This window comes from Actinoalloteichus caeruleus DSM 43889, assembly GCF_000429185.2.
GTDB classification, from domain to species: Bacteria; Actinomycetota; Actinomycetes; order Mycobacteriales; family Pseudonocardiaceae; genus Actinoalloteichus_B; species Actinoalloteichus_B caeruleus.
This window is the reverse complement of record NZ_AUBJ02000001.1, coordinates 5,337,731-5,357,220: the sequence shown is the minus strand read 5'-3', so window position 1 is coordinate 5,357,220 and position 19,490 is coordinate 5,337,731. Positions and strand designations below refer to the sequence as shown.

General features: G+C 73.2%; 15 protein-coding genes. 6 read left to right on the top strand and 9 right to left on the bottom strand.

The genetic code is table 11. From position 1 onward, the window contains the following. Positions 1-58 precede the first annotated feature (58 nt). Positions 59-988, bottom strand: a complete 930-nt coding sequence (gene bla, locus G443_RS21830) for a class A beta-lactamase (protein WP_026418568.1) — start codon at positions 986-988, stop codon at positions 59-61. 220 nt (positions 989-1,208) lie between these two features. After that, the gene (locus G443_RS21825; protein WP_155886101.1) at positions 1,209-1,853 is read right to left on the bottom strand and encodes an antibiotic biosynthesis monooxygenase; all 645 of its coding nucleotides are present in this window, start codon (positions 1,851-1,853) and stop codon (positions 1,209-1,211) included. 193 nt (positions 1,854-2,046) lie between these two features. Between G443_RS21825 and G443_RS21820 the strand changes: the two genes are divergently transcribed. The 6 genes from G443_RS21820 (at position 2,047) to G443_RS25615 (ending at position 10,090) form a co-directional block, all read left to right on the top strand. After that, complete coding sequence (locus G443_RS21820) at positions 2,047-2,907, top strand: helix-turn-helix domain-containing protein (RefSeq protein ID WP_026418569.1); 861 nt, start codon at positions 2,047-2,049, stop codon at positions 2,905-2,907. A gap of 79 nt (positions 2,908-2,986) precedes the next feature. Then, a complete protein-coding gene (locus G443_RS21815; protein ID WP_026418570.1) occupies positions 2,987-3,763 on the top strand; it encodes an EI24 domain-containing protein in 777 nt (258 codons plus the stop codon). Between the two features lie 1,776 nt (positions 3,764-5,539). Continuing rightward, complete coding sequence (locus G443_RS21810) at positions 5,540-5,902, top strand: hypothetical protein (RefSeq protein WP_155886102.1); 363 nt, start codon at positions 5,540-5,542, stop codon at positions 5,900-5,902. A gap of 1,059 nt (positions 5,903-6,961) precedes the next feature. Further along, positions 6,962-7,288, top strand: a complete 327-nt coding sequence (locus tag G443_RS21805; RefSeq protein ID WP_026418572.1) for an L-rhamnose mutarotase — start codon at positions 6,962-6,964, stop codon at positions 7,286-7,288. Between the two features lies 1 nt (position 7,289). Beyond that, on the top strand, positions 7,290-8,072 hold the full coding sequence (locus G443_RS21800) for an SDR family NAD(P)-dependent oxidoreductase (RefSeq protein ID WP_026418573.1): 783 nt from the start codon (positions 7,290-7,292) through the stop codon (positions 8,070-8,072). Beyond that, positions 8,069-10,090 carry an aldo/keto reductase gene (locus G443_RS25615; RefSeq protein ID WP_308208870.1) on the top strand — a complete coding sequence of 674 codons (2,022 nt, stop codon included), beginning with the start codon at positions 8,069-8,071 and terminating at the stop codon, positions 10,088-10,090. Before G443_RS21800 ends, G443_RS25615 begins: the two co-directional genes overlap by 4 nt. Before the next feature lie 361 nt (positions 10,091-10,451). On the opposite strand, the gene G443_RS21785 is transcribed toward G443_RS25615, so the two are convergent. The 7 genes from G443_RS21785 to G443_RS21755 all read right to left on the bottom strand — a co-directional run bounded on the left by G443_RS21785 (position 10,452) and on the right by G443_RS21755 (position 19,417). Then, positions 10,452-10,940, bottom strand: a complete 489-nt coding sequence (locus tag G443_RS21785; RefSeq protein WP_026418574.1) for an NUDIX domain-containing protein — start codon at positions 10,938-10,940, stop codon at positions 10,452-10,454. Positions 10,941-11,020: 80 nt separating this feature from the next. Further along, positions 11,021-11,863 carry an SAM-dependent methyltransferase gene (locus G443_RS21780; RefSeq protein ID WP_245588768.1) on the bottom strand — a complete coding sequence of 281 codons (843 nt, stop codon included), beginning with the start codon at positions 11,861-11,863 and terminating at the stop codon, positions 11,021-11,023. Between the two features lie 266 nt (positions 11,864-12,129). Then, positions 12,130-13,158, bottom strand: a complete 1,029-nt coding sequence (locus tag G443_RS21775; protein ID WP_035274340.1) for a 3-isopropylmalate dehydrogenase — start codon at positions 13,156-13,158, stop codon at positions 12,130-12,132. Between the two features lie 615 nt (positions 13,159-13,773). Then, positions 13,774-14,817: an ABC transporter permease gene (locus G443_RS21770; RefSeq protein WP_035291908.1), complete on the bottom strand. Its 1,044-nt coding sequence runs from the start codon at positions 14,815-14,817 to the stop codon at positions 13,774-13,776. Positions 14,818-14,829: 12 nt separating this feature from the next. Continuing rightward, positions 14,830-16,383 carry a sugar ABC transporter ATP-binding protein gene (locus G443_RS21765; protein WP_051313880.1) on the bottom strand — a complete coding sequence of 518 codons (1,554 nt, stop codon included), beginning with the start codon at positions 16,381-16,383 and terminating at the stop codon, positions 14,830-14,832. Next, the gene (locus tag G443_RS21760; protein WP_026418578.1) at positions 16,380-17,423 is read right to left on the bottom strand and encodes a sugar-binding protein; all 1,044 of its coding nucleotides are present in this window, start codon (positions 17,421-17,423) and stop codon (positions 16,380-16,382) included. The genes G443_RS21765 and G443_RS21760 overlap by 4 nt, the downstream gene beginning before the upstream one ends. A gap of 746 nt (positions 17,424-18,169) precedes the next feature. Continuing rightward, on the bottom strand, positions 18,170-19,417 hold the full coding sequence (locus G443_RS21755) for an MFS transporter (protein WP_081715385.1): 1,248 nt from the start codon (positions 19,415-19,417) through the stop codon (positions 18,170-18,172). Positions 19,418-19,490: the final 73 nt, after the last annotated feature.

Genomic DNA, 19,490 nt, shown 5'->3' with positions numbered 1-19,490 from the left:
GTCCTCACAGGGGGCGGGCGGCGGCGGTGAGGCTCCGACCCCCTCGGGCCGTGTGGGGTCAGCCGAGGGTGTCGGCCACCACGGCCGCCGCCGCCGCGACGGCCTCGGCCCGCCCTCCCGCGTCCCGCTCGGTCCGGCTGGTCAGCACGGCGAGGACGATCGGCGGGGCGTCCGGCCGGAAGGCCACCGCGATGTCGTTGCGGGTCCCGTAGAAGCCGCCGCCGGACTTGTCCACGACCCGCCAGTCCGAGGGAACGCCCGCGCGCACCAGCTCGTCACCGGTGGCGTTGCCCGACATCCAGTCCTCCAACACCGCGCGCCGTTCGTCGGTCAACGCGTCCCCCAGCAGCAGGGTCCGCAGGGTCGTCGCCAGCGCCCTGGGCGTGCTGGTGTCGCGGTCGTCGCCCGGGACGGCGTCGTTGAGCTCCGTCTCGTACCGGTCGCTGCGGGTCACCTCGTCGCCGAGTTCGCGCAGCCTCCGTTGGAAACCGGCCGGTCCGCCGAGTTCGGTGAGCATCAGGTTGGCCGCGGTGTTGTCGCTGTACCGCACGGCTGCCTCGCACAGCGCGTCCAGGCCCAGCCCGGCCCCGACATGCGCCTCGGTGACGGGTGAGTGGGTGACGAGGTCCCCCTGCTGGTAGGGGATCACCTGGCCCATCCGCTCGTCGGAACTCACCAGCAGGACGGCCCCGGCCGCGACTGCCTTGATCGTGGAGCAGTACGCGAAACGTTCGTCGGGGCGGTGGACCAGCGCGCGGCCGCTCCCGGTGTCGAGGGCGTACACCCCCAGCCGCACGTCGTGTTCCCGTTCGACGCGTTCGAAGGCCGCCTCCCGCTCCTCCGGCGAGGGCGAGGGGGCCGGCGGGGCTGGTGGGGAGGGCACGGCCCCGCCCGCGGGTTCCGGCCCGGCTCCGGTCGACGCGCAGCCCGCCAGGGGGACGAGCGCGGCCAGTGCGAGCAGGGAACGGCGGGACAGGTCGTGTGGCATCGCGGTGGTGTCCTCAATCGTCTCGACCCGGGGTCCGGTCCACCCGCCGAGCGCCTCGGCGGGTCCCCCTCCCGGGGTTGGGCGTGGACGCGAACTCGCCGTGGTCCGGGTGTCCGGTCTCCCGGTGGACGCGGGGGCCCCGGCGGGGGTTGCGAGTGCCACTCGGCCGGGTGGACGAGGAGCATCGTCACCGGCACGGCGGACATGGGCGCCCGCCGGGTCAGGCTCGGGACTCCCGGAGGCCGTGGGGGAGGAACCGGATCACCCGCACCCCCGGCCGCCCCACGTCGGCGGCAAGGGGGTCGTCGGCCTCGGGGCCCGGGATGGCGGAGCGGTGGGCTTCGGGAGAGGTCCACTCCGCGTAGTTGAGGACGCGGCTCCCGTCGAGGCTGACGTGGAAGTGGGCGGCGAGCAGTCCGGGCAGGGGCGCGTCATGCCCGGTCTCGTGCTCGGAGGCCCCGTCGAACATCTCGTCGACCCACTTCCTCGCCGCGGCCGGATCGGCCTGGCCAAGGTCGACCACGACGGTGACGGCGCAGCCGGTGGGCTCGCGGAGGTCGGTCACGCTGCTGCGGTAGAGCTGGTACGCGGTTCCCGCTCTCGCGGGTTCCGGGGGGCGCGTGTCCTCGGCCCCCGTGCCCCCCGGCCGGGGGTCGGCCCACTGCTCGTACTCGAGCAGCGTGTTGCCGGTGACGCTGCGGAGGCACGCCCTGCTGAGCAGCCCCGCTGGCCAGTCGTGGGCGTCCCACTCGGCGACGACGGCGTCGGCGGCGCGTGTCGTGTCCTCGCCGCGCACGTCGCGTTCCCTGACCACCACCGTCCAGGAGTCGGGGCGGGTCACGTTCGGTAGTGCGGAAGCGGGCATTCGCGGGCTCCTGGGAACGTGCGGGCGGTCGTCCTCGCACGGTACTGAGGGGGTTGCCCGCCGATCGAACCGTTTTCCGCCGGGCCGGTCGGCGGCCGTGAGCCGCCGGTCGCCCGCCGAGGGGATCCACCGAAGGAGTCAATCCGAGGCTGAACCGTTCCGGTGTCAGGACGCAGCTGACTAGCGTTGCCGGATGGCCAGCAGCAGCGGGCGGTCACTCCGCTCCCGGGCGGTGGGCGCCCGCCTCCGGCAGGCCCGGTTGGCCGCCGGGATGTCCCCCCGCACCGTGGCGACGAGGGTGGGTGTCCCCGTCGGCGTCGTCGGCGGGTGGGAACGCGGGGACACGCTGCCCACCGCCGCGCAGGCGGCCGCCTACCTGACGGAGGTCGGGGTGGGGGCCGGGGAGTTCGTCAGCGTGACGGCGGAACTCCTGGAACTGGCGGAACGGCGCCGGGAACGCCGGCGGTGGGCCGCGCCGGACCCACCGGACGGGACGGAGCCGTCCGATGCGGACACCAGCTCGATCGTCGAGGCCTCGGCGTTCCTGGTACCCGAGGTGGTGCGCACGGCGGAGTACGCGCGTGCCTGGCTGACGGCACGGGGCACTCCGACGTCGGTCGTGGAGGCGGAGGTCGCCGCCCGGCTCGAACGCCAGGAGATCCTGCACCGGCCACGCCCCCCCACCCTGCGGGTCCTCCTCGGCGAGCCGGCGGTGCGTCCGGGTCCCGACCTGGGCCGGGCCGGCCCCGCCGTGTTGGCCGGTCAGCTGTGGCACCTGTTGGAGCTGGTGAAGCTCCCCCACGTGCGCGTCCAGGTCGTGCCGACCGCGAGGCTGGCCGCCCTCCTCGCCGTCGGGGACTTCCAGTTGCTGGAGTCGGAGCGGGTACCCCCGCTGGTCAGGTTGGACCTCGCCGCGGGGACCACCGTCCTCGACGGAGCGGGGCGCGCCGCCCCCTACCGGCTGGCGGCCGAACGCGTCGGGGGGATGGCGCTGTCCGACCAGGAGTCGGCGGCGTTGCTGGACCGCCGTGCCCGCGACCTCGCGAGGGACTGACACCAGGGCTCGAACCGCTCGGCAGCGGTCCGGGGAAAACCTCACGGGCGCTCCGCGACCGCTGTCCTATGCTCCGCCGATGATCAACGGAGTTCGGAACTTCCTCAGCGGCGTGGGCATGCTGGGGCGCGGGTTCGGGCTGGTGACGCGCACACCACGCCTTCTGCTGCTCGGCGCGTTGCCCGCCCTGCTGACCTCGGTGCTCCTGCTCGGCGCCATCGCCGCCCTGGTGTACTACTCCGGGGACCTCGCCGCGCTGGTCACGCCGTTCGCCGACGACTGGGCGGCTCCCCTTCGGGCGTTGGTGCGCGTCGCCGCCGGCGTGGCGGTGGTGGCCCTGGCGCTGACCGTGTCGATGCTCAGCTTCACCGGAATCGCGCTGGCGATCGGCGGACCGTTCTACGAGGCGATCGCCGAGCGCGTCGAGGACGACCTGGGAGGCGTTCCCGAGTCTGAGGAGGCGTCCTGGTGGCGCTCCTTCTCGGTGGGACTGGGCGAGACAGCGCTACTGGTGCTCATCGCGGTCCTGGTCGCGATACCCCTGTTCCTCATCGGCCTCATCCCCGTCGTCGGTTCGGTGCTGGCCCTCGTGCTGGGTGTCCTGGTCAACGGCTGGCTGCTGGGGCTGGAGATGACGGCCGTCCCCTTCGGTCGCCGTGGCCGCACCCTCGGGGAGCGTCACCGCTGCCTGCGGCGGAACCGGATGCGCGCGTGGGGGTTCGCGCTGCCCACCTACCTGCTGCTCCTGGTGCCCTTCGCGGCACTCCTGGTCATGCCGGCCGCGTTGGCCGGCGGGACCCTCGTCGCTCACCGAGCGCTGACCGAGGACGAGGGGGCGACGACCACCGGCGGGTGACCTCCGCGCCTCGGCGGTCCCGGTGGCCGTGTCCGGTCGGGGACGCTGCCGGTCCTCGCCCCCGACCGCGCCAGGGACGGCGCACCGGTGGCCGCTCCGATGCGAGCTCAACCGGGTGCCGGGGTCGTGGCGGATCGGCTCCCCGGGTGCCCCCTCCGCCGCCGACGGTCATCCGCTCGTCCCAGGCCGGCCGACACGGCCAGCCCGGTGCCGGTGGGAACGCCCTCGGGGCGGAACCACGAGATCCACACTCGCGGGGAGCGCCACGCCGCCGGCACATCCTGGCTCGCCGGCGCCCCAGCAGCCCGCGAGCTGACCTCCCGGGTCGCCGGTCCTGTCGCGGCTCCTCCACAGGACCTGTTCCCGCACGGTCCGCCCGGGGGCCGGGAGGTCCGGGGCCCCTCGCCGGGGCCCGCCCCTCCCCTCGACCCCGCCCCGTGGCCCGCCCCGCCACCCTGCGGGGGACCAGCCCCCTCCGACAGCGTTCTCGTCGGACGGGGCCCCTCGTTCGACGACGTCCGACTGGAACCACCTGGTGCTGGCCGCTCCCATTCGGCCGCCCCCTATTCCGCCACCACGCTTTTCCCCGCGCACCCGTTGACGCCGATGCGGATCCGGGTGAGCTCGTCGATCGCGTGTTCTCCTCGAGCCGGGAGAGGACAACGAGCACACCCGGGCCAGGAGCGTCACCGAATCCACCGGCCCCGGTCGGGGCCGAGGAGCCCGGGCGGGTTGATCCTCGGCCGAATTCCGTGCCCAGGGCTGGGGAGGCCCCGGAGTCGATGTGGGTTTTCCCGCACTCGCCGGGCCGTGCCGGGATGCCGGCCAGCAAAGCGAAGGGAGCAGGCGGCGGCCCGGTTCGCGGCCCAGGTGACGATGTCCGCTTCGCCCAGCGCATTTCGTGATGGACGGTTCTGGATCTGATGGGGGTCGGACCGGTCGCCGTCGCGGTCCGCACCTTTCGACCCACCGAGCGGCGACCCATTCTCGGGACGGGACCCCCGGTCGGCAGGGCTCTGGGCGGCAGCGCACACCATCCCAAACGGCGCCCGTTTCACCGCACCCCCATTCCACCGGGTGGCACACGCCGTTCTGGTCCGCCCGGTCGACCACGGGCCCGGATAGCGCGGGATTGCCGACGAGCCGGGGGCTCCCACTGCGGGTGCCGGCGGACGCTTTTTATCGGGAGAACGGCGGGCGGTGGCGTTTGCGGCGCGGACGGAACACTGTCGAGCACCTCGCGAGCGGGCCACGGGTTTCCGGTTAATCGCACTGTTCACGGCATGGTTTGCCCGCCCCCGGCGAGTGACTTCGGACTAGCTGACACCCGACCTCTTACGTGTTGTGTGCGAATAAGAACTTCCGTGCTATTCTCGCTATCACGCGCTCACGATGCGTTATCAGCGCACTGTCCGACACGTTCCACACCCCGGCTTCGGTCACAAAGGCACCGCCGCGAGCCGCCGCCGGGGAGGGTTCGCGGGGCGGGTGGGCGCGTACCGAAGCAACATCGGATGACAGCACGGCGACCGGTTCGAACAGGCCGAGTTCGCCAACCACGACGAAAAGGAAAAGATCGTTTTCGGGGGCGGACTTCCTCCCGAATTGGTTCCGTGCTGCCGTCTTCAGGCACTGGACAACGGCCGAACACGACGGTCAACAACCATCCGAGAGCACCGAACCCGCTGGTCAGCAGCCCTGCGGCGGATTGGTGCACAGATCGGGACAGCCGTCGGGTCGCGCCACGCGGGAAGGCGGATGGAAAGGATGCCCACCGTGGATGACCTGCTGAAACGAATGATGGACCGTGGCTTCCTGTTCATGCCGGCGCCGGGAGATGCCGAGGTGCCCCACACCCTGATGGCGTCCTTTGGCTGGCCGGGCTACATCGACTGGATTCATATCCGGGGCGAGGACGACGCCACGGCCTGCCGGTTCCGGGACGAACGCGGAGACGGCCGTGACCGGCCCGCGGGAAGGGTGGTGTGGAAGTACGAGGGCACTTTCGCGGACACGGCGATCGAGCTGCTGTGCCTCCCCGATCCGGGGGAACGGAACTCGCCTTACCGGATCACGTCCCCGCCCAGCGCGTTGTGGCTTCCGGAATGGCCGCGCATACCCGAACCCCGCCGGCCCTGACGATCCGACGCCGGCACCACCCGTCCGAACTCGCCAGCCCGGACCGGAGATCGGATCCGCCCGGAATGCCGGAAGTCCCCCGGACGGACCGGGGGCAATGCGCGGCTCCTGGACACGGCCACGCGAGCCCGACCAGCGAAAAGGCGCCAGCACCCGACATCGCCGAGCTGATGCCGGCAACTTCCCCACCCGCCCTCTTTTCGGCGGACCGGTGACCGTCCCGGTGCGGCCAACGCGGATTCGCTTCCGCCACCGAGTCGTTCTCCACCCCTACTGGTCGCGTGCCCGGACCGCGAACGCGCCCGGGCACGCGACCTCGTCGTGCGCGCGATCAATTCGCATCCGGCGACATTGTCGAGCTCCGCCGAACGGTCCATCGGAGAACGGCGCCGTGCCGCCGGGCCCGCGGAAACCGGGATCCGAATAGGGGGAAGCCCGCCGGGGAACCACCCGGAGTGGCCGCTGGTGTGGTCGGGTTCCCACCGACCACACCGCTGTTTTCGTTCCGGATCCCGGGCGCGGCCCGCCGAACGCGGTCGGCCCCGATGAGGACGCGGAGTCCCGTGATCGGGGAGTTCGTCACGAGCGGTGTTCCCAGGTGGCGTGGCGGTCACGTGACCAGCGCACCGCTGACGAAAAGGGCGAATGCCGGCACGCTCACTTTCCTCACTTTCCTCTCACATTCGAATGAGCATTGCCGTCCCCTGCGGCCTCCGCCCCGGCACGTCCGCGTCCCTGCCCACCCGCCCAGGACCTCCCTGCCCTACCCCGCCACCGGACCCCCACCCACTCATCAGATGTCTTTGCCCCCTTCCACTGGCGAGCTGGAACACCTGATCCCGGGTCCACCACGGGTCCGGCCCCTGATCGGCGGGTGTCCGGTCCTGGCCAAGGCCGGACAGACACCGGATGTCTCTCGACACGGCTTGTAGCGTCGAACCACGACGGTCGCTGGTCCCCGCTGTCCCGGGTTCGATCGGGCTCCGAGGGCCGGGGGCCGCCTCGCCATCACGATCGAGCAGCCCGCCCGTGACGTCGGGCGGGCCACCGGAGGTGCGGATGCGACGAGTCGCCCAGGTCATCCGGGTTCGCCCCGAGATGCTCGCCGAGTACCGCCGCCTGCACGAGGAGGTCTGGCCCGCCGTACTCGATCGGATCCGGCACGCCAACATCCGCAACTACTCGATCCACCTGCGGGACGACCTGCTGTTCTCCTATTTCGAGTACCACGGGACGGACCTGGCGGCCGATCTGGCGTCGATGGCCGAGGACCCGGTCACCCAGCGGTGGTGGCGGCTGACCGACCCCTGCCAGCGTCCGCTGGCGAGCGCGGGACCCGGCGAGTGGTGGGCGCCGGCCGAACAGGTTTTCCTGATGGAGGAGTGAGATGTCCCAGTCGACGTTCCCGCAGGACTTCACCGGACTGGTGGCCGTGGTGACCGGAGGGGTCTCCGGCATCGGGCTGGCGACGGGCCAGCTCCTCGCCGCCCGGGGCGCCACCGTGATCGCGCTCGACAGGGCGGGCCGCGCACCGGAACCCCTGACGACCGTGCACGCCGACGTCACCGACGACGAGTCGGTGCGGGCCGCGGTGACCTCGGTCGTGGCCCGCCACGACCGGCTGGACGTGCTCGTGAACAACGCCGGGATCGGCGCGGCCGGCACGGTCGAGGACAACCCGGACGCGGAGTGGGCACGGGTGTTCGACGTCAACGTGACCGGGGTCGCCCGTGTCTCCCGGGCGGCGCTCCCCCACCTGCGCCACTCCCCCGCCGCGTCGATCGTGAACACCTGCTCGATCGCGGCGACGGCCGGGCTCCCGCACCGCGCGCTGTACTCGGCCTCGAAGGGCGCCGTCCTCGCGCTGACGCGGGCGATGGCCGTCGATCACCTCGCGGACGGGGTCCGGGTGAACTGCGTGAACCCGGGGACCGTCGACACCCCGTGGGTGGCTCGGCTGCTCGACGCGGCCGAGGACCCGGTGGCGGAACGGGCGGCCCTGGAGGCTCGGCAACCACTGGGCCGGCTCGTGTCGGCGGACGAGGTGGCCTTCGCCGTCGCGTCACTGGCCAGCCCACTCGCGGGTTCCACCACCGGGACGGCCCTGGAGGTGGACGGTGGGATGGCGGGCCTGCGTCCACGCCCCCGCGTCAGGGGCGGCTCCCGGTGACGGGTGGTGAGGCGAGGACGGCCAGCCGGGGAGGCTGGCGGCTCCGGAGCTCGGGGATCGGCCGGGTCGGTTTCGGGGCGGCGGCGCTGGGCGGGCTCTACGCGGAGGTGTCCGACGAGGAGGCGGAGCGGACGCTCGAGACCGCCTGGCGGTGCGGGCTCCGCTACTTCGACGTCGCGCCCCACTACGGCGCGGGCCGGGCCGAACGCCGGCTCGGCGCGTTCCTCAGCGATCTGCCGCGTCACGAGTTCGCGGTGTCCACCAAGGTGGGTCGCCTGCTGGTCGCGGACGGCGGTGCCCGGGAGACGTCCATGTTCGCCGGGGAGCCCGCGCTGCGCCGGGTACGCGACTACTCCGCGACCGGGGTGCGCCGCTCGCTCACCGAGAGCCTCGAACGGACCGGCCTGGACCGCTTCGACCTGGTTCTCATCCACGACCCCGACGACTTCGCCCGGGACGCCCTCGACCACGCCTACCCGGAGCTGGAGCGGTTGCGGTCCGAGGGGGTCGTACGGGCCATCGGGGTGGGGATGAACCACACCCCGCTGCTCAGCCGGTTCGTCAGCGAGACCGACATCGACGCGGTGCTCGTCGCCGGCCGCTACAGCCTCCTGGACCGCACGGCCGGGACCGACCTGCTGCCCGCCTGCGCCCGGCGCGGAGTCGACGTGATCGTGGGCGGGGTGTTCAACAGCGGCATCCTCGCCGACCCCAGGCCGGGTGCGACGTTCGACTACGCACCGGCCCCCGAACCGGTGCTGCGCCGCGCGCGACGGCTGGCGGCGGCGTGCCGGCGCTGGGACGTGCCCCTCGTCGCGGCGGCGCTCCGGTTCCCGCTCCGCGACCCCGCCGTGAGCAGCGTCCTGGTCGGCATGCGATCGGCTCGGGAGGTGCGGGAGAACGTGGACCTGCTCGCCACCCCTGTCCCGGCCGGGCTGTGGGCCGAGTTGGACGCCATCGCGTCCGGGGAGGCGGCGGAGGCGCCCGGCCCGGGGGAGGAGGCCGCCGCCCGGCCGTGGCCGGGTCTCGGGGAAGCCCGGCACACGGTGCTCGGCTCCGGAACGACCGAGGCGGGCGCACGACCCGGCGAGCCCGTCGTGGACGGCCCGGGACGAGGTGGCCGCCACGGCGAGGCGGAGCGCGCCGCTCCCCCGGCGGACCCGCCGGCGGGTCGGGTGGACGCCCACCACCACGTGTGGCGGCTGGGCGACCGCCCGCAGCCGTGGATCGACCCGGTCGGGATGGCGGCGATCCACCGGGACTTCACCCTGGGGGACCTCCGGCCCGTCGCCGAGGCGCGCGGTGTGACCGCGACGGTGCTCGTGCAGACAGTTCCGGACCCGGGCGAGACCGAGGAGCTGCTGGCCCTGGCCGACTCGGACGACCTCGTGGCCGGCGTGGTCGGCTGGGTCGACCTGGCCGGCGGTGGTGTGGCGGACGAGCTGGAACGGCTCCGGGGCCTGCCGGGTGGCCGCCGGTTGGTCGGGGTCCGCCACGGAGTCCAGGACGAGGTCGACGAGCGGTGGCTGTGCCGGCCGGAGGTGCGGCGGGGGCTGCGGGCCGTGGCCGACGCGGGCCTGGTCTTCGACCTGCTCACCCTGCCCCGGCAGCTCCCGGCCGCCGTCGAGACCGTCTCCGCGTCGCCGGACCTGACCTTCGTGCTGGACCACCTGTCCAAGCCGGCGATCGCCCGTGGCGCGGTGCGGGACTGGGAGTCGGACCTCCGCCGCCTCGCCCGCTCGCCCAACGTCTGCTGCAAGCTCTCCGGGCTGGTCACGGAGGCCGATCACGAGCGGTGGTCGGTGGAGGACCTCCGCCCGTACGTCACGGTCGCCCTGGACGCCTTCGGACCGCACCGGGTGCTGTTCGGTTCGGACTGGCCGGTCTGCCTGCTCGCGGCGGAGTACGGCACGGTCGTGGCGACCGCGGAGGAGCTCACCCGGGAGTTGGGCGCGGCCGAACGCGCGGCGGTGTTCGGGGGGACGGCGCGGCGGGTCTACGGGCTGGGGGCGGGCTGAGCGGCGGCTACTCCGCCACCGGCGTGGAGGTGGACGGCTCCGGGTGGTCGGCGGTTCGGCGGCGGCGGCGGCGGTGCGGCGCGGCCCCGCCAGCGCCGGCCGTGCGCGCCCTCCCACCGGCTGAGGACGCCGCGCGGCGGGCGCACTGGCACCCGGGACACGCACCGGCGGGGGGTGGCGCGCCATCGAGATGGCGGGCGCCGCACCCCCTGGTCCGCCCACGGGGCGCGTTCCGCTCCGGGCTGGAGCCGGGGCGCGCTGGCGTCGCGGGGCGCCTGGTCGGGACCACCCCGCGCTCGGGGTGGGGTGCCCGCCGGCCTCCCGACCCGCGACACCGCGAACCCGGTCGGGCGTCCCGGCCTCAGACCTCGCCGTCGGGCGGGAGGTCGAGGGTGGGCAGCGCGAACTCGACGACCGCTCGTTGCCTGGCGGCCGCCGCCTGCCGGCTGCCCCGACGCCCCCATCCCAACAGGTCACCGACCCGGCGGGGGTCCACCAGCAGGCGGCGGTACGTCCGCCCGTTGTCCAGGTCCGGCGCCACCGGGTGGATCCGCGTGATCAGCGCCACCATCCTGACCTGCGCGTAGCGGTGGGTGCCGCCGTCCACCACGAGCTGGTACCCGAGGTAGCGAGGCGCCCCGATCTCCAGGGTGACCTCCTCCCAGGTCTCCCGGCGCAGGGTGGCGGCCGGGTCCGCGTCCTCGAGTTCCCGTTTGCCACCGGGCAGGCCGTGCCGGGCGCCGTCGACCCGGAGAAACGCGCGCCCGTCCGGCGCGAAGAGGAAGCCGTGCACCTGACGGACGGGGAGGTCGGGCGGGGGAGCCGCCCGGTACCACCTGAGCCGCACCACGGGCACCTCCTCGACCGCCGTCCTCCCGCAACCATCGGTCGCCCCGGGCGGGGGCTTGACGGGTGGGGCCGTGCGCGGGCTCAGAGCGCCGCGACCGCCGCGTAGGTGCCCGAGCGGTGCGGTTCGTCGTCGAGCAGTTCCCGGCCGTCCGGCCGCCACAGGGGTGTCCAGACCAGGCCCGGTTCCACCAGCTGGGTGCCGTCCAACAACGCCCGCACCTCCGCCTTCGTGCGATGGGCCACCGGGTTGGGTGAGTCGCCGAACAGACGTCTCAGCTCGGCCACGAGGTGGGGGTTCGCCTGGTCCGAGGTGGTGTGGGAGAGCACCAGCACGCTGCCCGGGGGGAGGCGGTCCCGGTAGGCGGCGATGATCGCGGCGGGATCGTCCTGGTCGGACACGTAGTGCAGCACCGCGACCATCATCAGGGCGACCGGCTGGTCGAGGTCGAGTTGCCGCCGGGTCTCGGGCGCCGCGAGTACCCCTCGGACGTCACGCATGTCGGCCGGGACGATGTCGGCGCGATCGTTGTCGCGCAGGATCTGCCGGGTGTGGCTGACCGCGACCGGCTCGTTGTCGACGTAGACCACGCGGGCGTCGGGGGCGGCGGTCTGCGCGATCTCGTGCACGTTGCCCTCGGTGGGGATGCCGGAGCCGAGGTCGAGGAACTGCCGAACGCCCTGGTCGAGGCAGTAGCGCACGGCGCGGCGGAGGAAGGCGCGGTTCGTCCTCCCGACCAGCGGCGCGTCGGGGTCGATCTCCGCGAGCCGGTCGAAGGCGTCCCGGTCGATCGCGAAGTTGTGCGCCCCGCCGAGGGCGTAGTCGTACATGCGCGCGGGGTTGGGTTGGGAGAGGTCCACGCCGGGCGGGCCCTGTTCCATGCTGACCTCCGTGTCGATGTCGGCACTCACAGTATGCGCGTTCATCCGATCACGCAGCACCCTGTGAGCACCGATCACCCTCGGTCGAGACTCCACCCCGAAACTGGTCACCCTCGGTGATAACTGGTGTACGCACCGGGTGACTCCAACCCGGGAGTCGCGAGGGGCCCCGCCGCGGGCCGACCACGACCCCCGGGTCTCCCACCGAGTCCCTGTCGTCCCCGGGCAACCGGGGCTGGCCAGCTCACGGCACCGTCCACCCGCGATCGCGGCGGGGTGCGGGCCGAGGCTGCCGCCCGCAGGCCCGGCGGTCAGCGGTCGAGGTGCTCGACCACGGCCGAGGAGATCTCCCGGGTCTTGCCGGACAGCCGCCCGGCGGTTCCCGCCGCGTTGACCGCCTTCTCGATGGCGGTGGCCTGTTCCTCGAACCCGATCTCGCGCAGCAGCAGGGCCGCGGACAGGATCGACCCCGTGGGGTTGGCCACCCCCAGCCCCGCGATGTCCGGTGCGGACCCGTGCACCGGCTCGAACAACCCCGGGTGCTGGTTGTCCGGGGCGATGTTGGCCGAGGGCAGGAACCCGATGCCGCCCGCCACCGCCCCACCGAGGTCGGTGACCAGGTCACCGAACAGGTTGTCGGTGACGGCCACGTCGAAACGCCCCGGGTCCTGGACCAGGTGAATGCAGGTCGCGTCGGCGTGCTGGTAGGCCACCTCGACCTGGGGGAAGCGCTGGTGCTGCTCCTCGACGACCTTCGCCCACAGCCTCCCGGCGTGGGTCAGCACGTTCGTCTTGTGGATCCAGGTCAGGTGACCGCGTCGCGCCGCGGCGAGCTCGAAGGCGTACCGCACCGCCCTGGTCACGGCCCTCCTGGTGTTCACCGAGTCCTGGAGCGCCAACTCGTCGGGGGTGTCGACGCGGAACGACCCCCCGGTCCCCGCGTAGGGCCCCTCGGTGTTCTCCCGCACGAAGACCATGTCCACGCTCTCGGCGTTCGCCGCGCGCAACGGGCTCCTGGCACCGGGGAGGAGGCGGACCGGCCTCAGGTTGACTCCCAGGTCGTAGCGGAACCGCAGCCTGAGCAGGATGTCGCGTTCCAACACGCCGGAGGGGACGGCCGGGTCGCCGACGGCCCCGAGCAGGATGCCCGCGCTGGTGTCGAGGCGCTCGAGTTCCTCCTCTCCGATGAGGTCCTCCCCTCGGTGCCACCGGCCCGAGTTGATGCCGAACTCCTCGAACTCGACCGGAGCCCCGGTCGCCTCGACGACGGCGATCGCCTCGCTGGTCACCTCGGGCCCGATGCCGTCGCCGGGGATGACGGCCACTCGCTTGCTCGTCACGCGTGTCTCTCTCCTTCGTCGTGCTGGCGCCTCGCGGCGCGGCAGGGCCGCCCGGGCACGGCGGCCCACCTCCCCGGACGGGCGCGGCGCCGGCGGAGCGGAGGCGGAGACCGTGTGCCGAGAACGGGGAACGCGGCCCGGTCGACGCTCTCCTCGGTCTGGGACGACGCGCCCGCGCGGTTCCGCCACCGTAGGGGCACCGCCCCCCGCGACCGAAGCCCAGCCGCGCGTTCGAGCTGACCGGGTGAGGAACAGCCCCACCTGTTCACCCGGTCGGGGGAGTACGGCGGGCGGGACCACCCGCCGCGCCGCCGGGCGGCGGACGCGGCGGCTCGGGCCAGCGCGGACCGCTGATCGCTCCCACCCGGCTCACCCGGGGGAGGCCCCGACGGATGCTCGTGGCTCACGAGCACGCCCGACGGAGTGCCGGAACCCTGTTCACGGGAACGACGTCGTCGCGCGGGGCGACCGGGTGGCACGAGCCCACGGCCGCCCCCGGTCGTGCGCCGGAGCCCCGCCTGGCCGAAGCGGGGAGGAACGCCGCCGCCTGGGTCAACCCGGCCACGGCCGCCGAGGGGGCGCCGTGGTCCGAGGACGGCGGCCTCGGCCGACCGCCTACGTGTCCCCCGCCCGCCCGGCGGCGACGGCCCGCCGGCCCCGCCACTCGTTGAGCGCCACCGCGAGGATGATCACCGCTCCCTGGATCGCCTGCTGCCAGTAGGCGCTCACCTGGAGGGCGATCAGGCCGTTGGTGATCAGGCTGAGCAGCACCGCGCCGAGCACCGCGCCGAGCACCGTTCCTCGGCCGCCGAACAGGCTCGCGCCGCCGATGACGACGGCACCGATCGCGGTCAACTCGTAACCGACTCCGGTGCTGGGCTGGGCCACCGACAGCCGCGCGGTCTCCAACAGGCTCGACAGGGCGGCCAGCGAGCCCGCGACCACGTAGACGAACATCTTGACCCGTTGGACCCGGATCCCGGAGAGGACCGCGGCGGGTTCGTTCGACCCGGTGAAGTAGACGTGCCGCCCGATCGTCGTCCTGGTCAGGACCAGGTGCGCCACGACCGCGACCACCAGCGCCACCCACACCGGCACGGGAAGCCCCAACCAGGACCCCTGCCCGATGCCCAGGAAGGGCGGAGCGAAGCCCGTCTGGGTGGAACCGCTGGTCAAGCCCAGGGCCACGCCGCGGGCGATGCCCAACATGCCCAGGGTGATGATGAAGGGCGGGACCTTCGTGAGCACGATCAGGGCGCCGTTGAGCAGCCCGCAGGCCAGACCGGTGGCCAGGGACAGCGGGATCGCGACGATGTAGGGGAGGTCCGCCGAGATCACCCAGAACCCGGTCGCCACCGAGGTCAGCGCGACGACGGAGCCCACCGAGAGGTCGATGCCGCCGGTGGCGATCACGAAGGTCATGCCCACCGCGATGATCGCGACGAGGGCGGCCTGCCTGGCCACCACGAGCAGGTTGTCGACGGTGACGAAGGTGTCGGTCCTGATCGCCAGGAAGGCCAGGATCCCCAGCACCACCAGCAGCAGCCCCGACTCCCTGCCCCGGAAGGGCCGCAGCCACGGCGAGTCGGTTCGGCGCGTGCTGGCGCCGGAGGAGCCGGTCCGGTCCGGGTCGGCGGTGGGCGTCGTGGTCGTGGACATGGTGTTCGCTCCTCAGCCCGTCGCCGGGGTGCCGATTCCGGTGGCCAGCGCCACGATGGCTTCCTCCGTGGCCTCGTCCGCGGTCAGCTCGCCCGCCGTCCGTCCGGCGGAGAGCACCACGATCCGGTCACTCATCCCGATCACCTCGGGTAGCTCGCTGGAGATCATCAGGACCGCGACGCCGGCCGCAGCGAGTTCCCGGATGATCCGGTAGATCTCCGCCTTCGCCCCGACGTCGACTCCCCGGGTCGGCTCGTCGAGCAGGAGGACCGATGGCTCGGTCGCCAGCCACTTGGCCAGCGCGACCTTCTGCTGGTTCCCGCCGGAGAGCCCTCCGACGAGGGAGTCGACGCTGGGGCACGCGATCCGCAACGACGTGCGGAACCTGTCGGCCACGTCGCGTTCCGCCCGAGGCCGGAACCACCCCTTCGGCGCGATCGTCCTCGGGACCGTCACGGCGATGTTGCGCCGGACCGACATCTCCAGGAAGAGCCCGGTGGCCTTGCGGTCCTCGGAGAGGTAGCAGACCCCCTCCGCCAGGGCCTCCTTCGGGTGGCCGAAGCGCACCGGCCGGCCCCGCAGCAGGATCTCACCCTGGTGGGGGTCGGCGCCGAAGACGGCCCGCGCGGTCTCGGTCCGCCCCGAGCCCACCAGGCCGGCCAGGCCGACGATCTCCCCGGCGCGCACCGCCAGGGAGACGTCACGCACCCGATCCCCGGAGGAGAGGTTGCGGACCTCGAGCACGACCTCGTCCCGGGCCTGGTCGGACCGCTCCCCGTAGAGCTGGGTGATCTCCCGGCCGACCATCCTGGCGACGAGGGCGTCCGGGTCGGTGTCGTCCGCGCGCGACAGACCGGTGTGCCGCCCGTCCCGCAGCACGGTGATGCGGTCGCAGACCTCGAAGATCTCCCGCATCCGGTGGCTCACGTACACGATCGAGACGCCGGAGTCCCGCAGCCTCCTGACGACCGCGAGGAGCCGGTCCACCTCGTCCTCGGTGAGTGCCGAGGTCGGTTCGTCCATGACGATGAGCCGTGCCTTCGCGGCCAGCGCGCGGGCGACCTCGACGAGTTGCCGCCTGGCCAGGGACAGCCGTTCCACCTCGACCCACGGGTCGAGCTGGATGCCCAGCTCGGACAGCGCCGCCTCGGTCCGCCGTTCCATCTCCCGGCGGTCGAGCATCCCGAACCGGGTCGGCTCGGCGGCGACCAGGATGTTCTCGGCGACGGAGAGGTGCGGGGCGAGGGTGAGTTCCTGGTGGATCACCGCCAGCCCCAGCCGCTGGGCGTCCCGGGGGCCGCTCATCCGGACGGGACGCCCCTCGACGAGCACCTCGCCCTCGTCGGGGCTCACCACGCCGGCGAGCACCTTGAGCAGGGTGGACTTCCCGGCCCCGTTCTCACCGACCAGGCCCATCACCTCGCCGGGCCGGACCTCCAGGTCCACCGAGTCGAGGGCGCGCACGCCCGGGTAGGTCTTCACGATCCCGGTCATCCGCACCAGGGGTTCGACGCCGGGGGCCGGTGGGTCGTCCGTGGGCGGTTCCGCCTCGGGTGCCGCGCTCACGAGATGGTCCGCTCGAAGTCGGGGAGCGTCTCCTTGGTGATGGCGACGACGCCGGTGTCCAGCTCGGTCTCGTCCACGTCCGCGTCCTGGGCCATCGCGACCAGCAGTTGGAGGGCCGCCGCCGTCATCCCGTAGGGCCGCTGGGAGACGAGCAGCTGGATGCAGTCGTTGCGCATCAGGTCCCTGGCCTGGGGGATCGCGTCGAAGCCCGCGACCAGCACGTCGCCGCACCGCCCCGTCTGCTGGAGGGCGGTCGCGGCTCCGGGCGCGTCGCCACCGTTGACGCCGACGATCGCCGCGACGTCGGGGTGCGCGGCCAGGATCGCCTCGGTCTTGCTGGTCGCCTCGGCGATGGCGTCGCCCGACTCCTCGATCGCGACGATCTCCACGTCGGGGTCGGCCTCGACGACCTCGCGCAACCCGGTCAGCCGCTGCTGGCTGTTCACCGCGCCGAGCGAGCCGACGATCACGGCGATCTCGCCCTCCCCGCCGATCTGCTCCAGCAGCTGCTCACCGAAGGTCCGCCCGGCGTTGGTGTTGTCGGTCCCGATGTAGCCACGAGCCTCGCTGTCGGGCACGGGCGAGTCCCAGGCGATGACCTCGATGCCCATGTCCCGCGCGGTGGCGATGGTGCCCAGGACGGACGCCGGGTCGTTCGGCGAGATCGCGATGCCCTTGGGCTGCCGGGCGAGGGCGGCCTCGAACATCTGCACCTGCTGGCCGACGTCGGTGGTCTGGGGGCCGACGAACTCCGCCCGGACCCCGAGCCGTTCCGCAGCGTCCTCCATCCCGGCCCTGGCGTCGTCCCAGTACGGGTTGTCCAACGACTTGGGCAGGAAGACGTACAGGTCGTCCGACTCACCGGAGACGTCCGGGATGCCCAGCTCGGCCGCGAGTTCCTCGGCGACCTGCTGGCTCTCCTCACCCAGGTCCTCGGCCTCGGCCCGGGTCGGCAGGTAGTCCGAGTTCGAACCACAGGCCGTGAGGGACACCGCGAGCGCGGTGCCGAGCACGGCGGTCACGAACGGTGGGACCCGCACTGCGCACTCCCTTTCCGGCCAGCCACGCCGGCCTCTTTCCTCGTTTTCCCGGTTCTCCGGCGCGGGTGGCCACCGGAATCCGGTCACACCGGAAACCGGAGAGGGACACGCTACTCCCCCACTCGCGTCACACCCGGGAGACGTGGCCGCGATCGGCCCTCTTTGCGCCTCGGCGTGCGATTCTCCACAAGCGGAAGATAATGGCGCACTCCTCGTCGACATTCGGCCGCGTTTCACCCAGAAGGAGGAGTTTCGGGCGGTGGTACGCCTGCTTCCGGCAGGACCCGCACGGCGCGGACCACCGGTCGACCACCGATGACCTGGCGCCCTCCGCCTGCGCGGATCTCGATGGCGGAGGGGCCGGCGGCTGGCAGGTCGAGGCCTCACGCCACCGCGCGAGGTGTGTTCGCCGCCGGGCCGACGCCCGGGGAACCGAATTCCCCCGCCACTCCCGGCAGTGCCGGTTCGGGGCGGGCGGAGAGTCGGGCGGAGCCACCACGTGATGCCCTCGAGTGCGTTCCGCCCGAATTCTCCGTTCCTTCCCGGGGACGCCGGAACGAATACTCCCCCACCCGAGGAATTCCATTGCTCCAAATGCCGGACAAACAGCTGGGCCGGTGGTCCGTTCCGCCTTCCCGGTTCTCGCCGGTGGCGGGACGCCATGCCCCGGACGAGGGCTGGAAGCGCGCCCCGAGCCGGTCACCCGGCGGGAGCGGAGCTCCCACCGCCCCTCGTGCCCAGCTCCGTCAGCTCCCCGCCTCCCCCGAGGCCGCGCCGCGCGGGGTCGCCGAGGCGGCCTCCGCCGGTTCGCCCGCCGCCTCCACCTGCCGCGCCTCCGCCGGCAGGAACAGCAGGCCCACCACCAGGATCACCGACAGGCCGGCGGCGGACAGGAAACCAGCCCTGATCGAGGTCGCCTCCATCAGGGGACCGAACAGCAGCGGCGCGGCGAACTGGCCCGCGAAGGTGGCGGTCCCGGTCAACGAAGCGGCCTGCGCCCGTGCGGCTGGCGGTGCGGCATCGGCGATCAGCACGGTGAGGGCGGGCATCGCCAGCCCCATGCCCAGACCGAAGACGATCACGGCGAGCAGGATGAGCGGCGGTGAGTCGGTCAGGCCGAGGCAGAGGAAGCCGGCACTCCAGCCCACCACCGCGACCCGCAGCATCGCCGGGTACCGGAGGCGTCCCCGGATCCGGGCGTACCCCAGGCCCACGAGGCTCATCGCGACCGCGAGGACCGCGCTGAAGACCGACACGACGAAGGGGTTGTGCACGCCGACCTGGGCGAGCCGTTGGGGCAGGAAGACCGCGACGACGAGCATCAACATCGCCAGTACCAGGAGCAGCCCGCAGTACGCCATCAGGCGCGGCACACGCAGCAGCGAGACCAGTCCTCCACCTCCACCGCCCCGGGCCGGCGCGGGCACCTCCGGGAGCACCACCAGGGTCGCGATCGCGATCGGGACTCCGACGAGGTAGACGGCGAACGGGCCGTGCCAGGAGACCGCTCCCGCGGCTCCCCCGATCAGCGGCCAGAGCACACCCCCCATGCTGACGGCCGTCGACCGCCATCCCACGACGCGGTCGCGGGCCGTCCCCTGGTAGAGCATGAGGACCGCCACCGTCGTCCCCGTGAAGACCGCCGCCGCCCCCAGACCGAAGACCAGGCGGGTGACCAGCAGCTGGGTGTAGGACTCGACCACCAGCCCGGCTCCCCCGGCCAAGCCGTACACCAGGAGCCCCACCACCAACGGGCGGCGCACCCCCCAGCGGTCCATGACCCATCCCACCAGGGGGCTCGCGAGCGCGATCGCCAGGGAGTGGGCGGTGAGCACCAGGCCCGCCGCCGTTCCCGTGACGGCCAGGTCGGCGCGCAGCACCTCGATCACCGGCCCCAGGATGGCGCCCGCCATCACGCTCAGGGTCGAACCGAGCAGCAGGACGACGAGGACCCCGGGCCGCTGCCCGGTCCCGAGGCGTGCTGTCGTGGTCATCAGGACTCCCATCGGCGAGGCCCCCGGGCGGCGGTTGGGGCTCGGGACCGGGGTGTGCCGCGCGGCGGCACCG

Bases quoted from the DNA above. Each gene is read 5' to 3' on its own strand.
- bla (WP_026418568.1), bottom strand. From the start codon at position 988: ATGCCACACGACCTGTCCCGCCGTTCCCTGCTCGCACTGGCCGCGCTC.
- G443_RS21825 (WP_155886101.1), bottom strand. From the start codon at position 1,853: ATGCCCGCTTCCGCACTACCGAACGTGACCCGCCCCGACTCCTGGACG.
- G443_RS21820 (WP_026418569.1), top strand. From the start codon at position 2,047: ATGGCCAGCAGCAGCGGGCGGTCACTCCGCTCCCGGGCGGTGGGCGCC.
- G443_RS21815 (WP_026418570.1), top strand. From the start codon at position 2,987: ATGATCAACGGAGTTCGGAACTTCCTCAGCGGCGTGGGCATGCTGGGG.
- G443_RS21805 (WP_026418572.1), top strand. From the start codon at position 6,962: ATGCGACGAGTCGCCCAGGTCATCCGGGTTCGCCCCGAGATGCTCGCC.
- G443_RS21800 (WP_026418573.1), top strand. From the start codon at position 7,290: ATGTCCCAGTCGACGTTCCCGCAGGACTTCACCGGACTGGTGGCCGTG.
- G443_RS21780 (WP_245588768.1), bottom strand. From the start codon at position 11,863: ATGAACGCGCATACTGTGAGTGCCGACATCGACACGGAGGTCAGCATG.
- G443_RS21770 (WP_035291908.1), bottom strand. From the start codon at position 14,817: ATGTCCACGACCACGACGCCCACCGCCGACCCGGACCGGACCGGCTCC.
- G443_RS21755 (WP_081715385.1), bottom strand. From the start codon at position 19,417: ATGACCACGACAGCACGCCTCGGGACCGGGCAGCGGCCCGGGGTCCTC.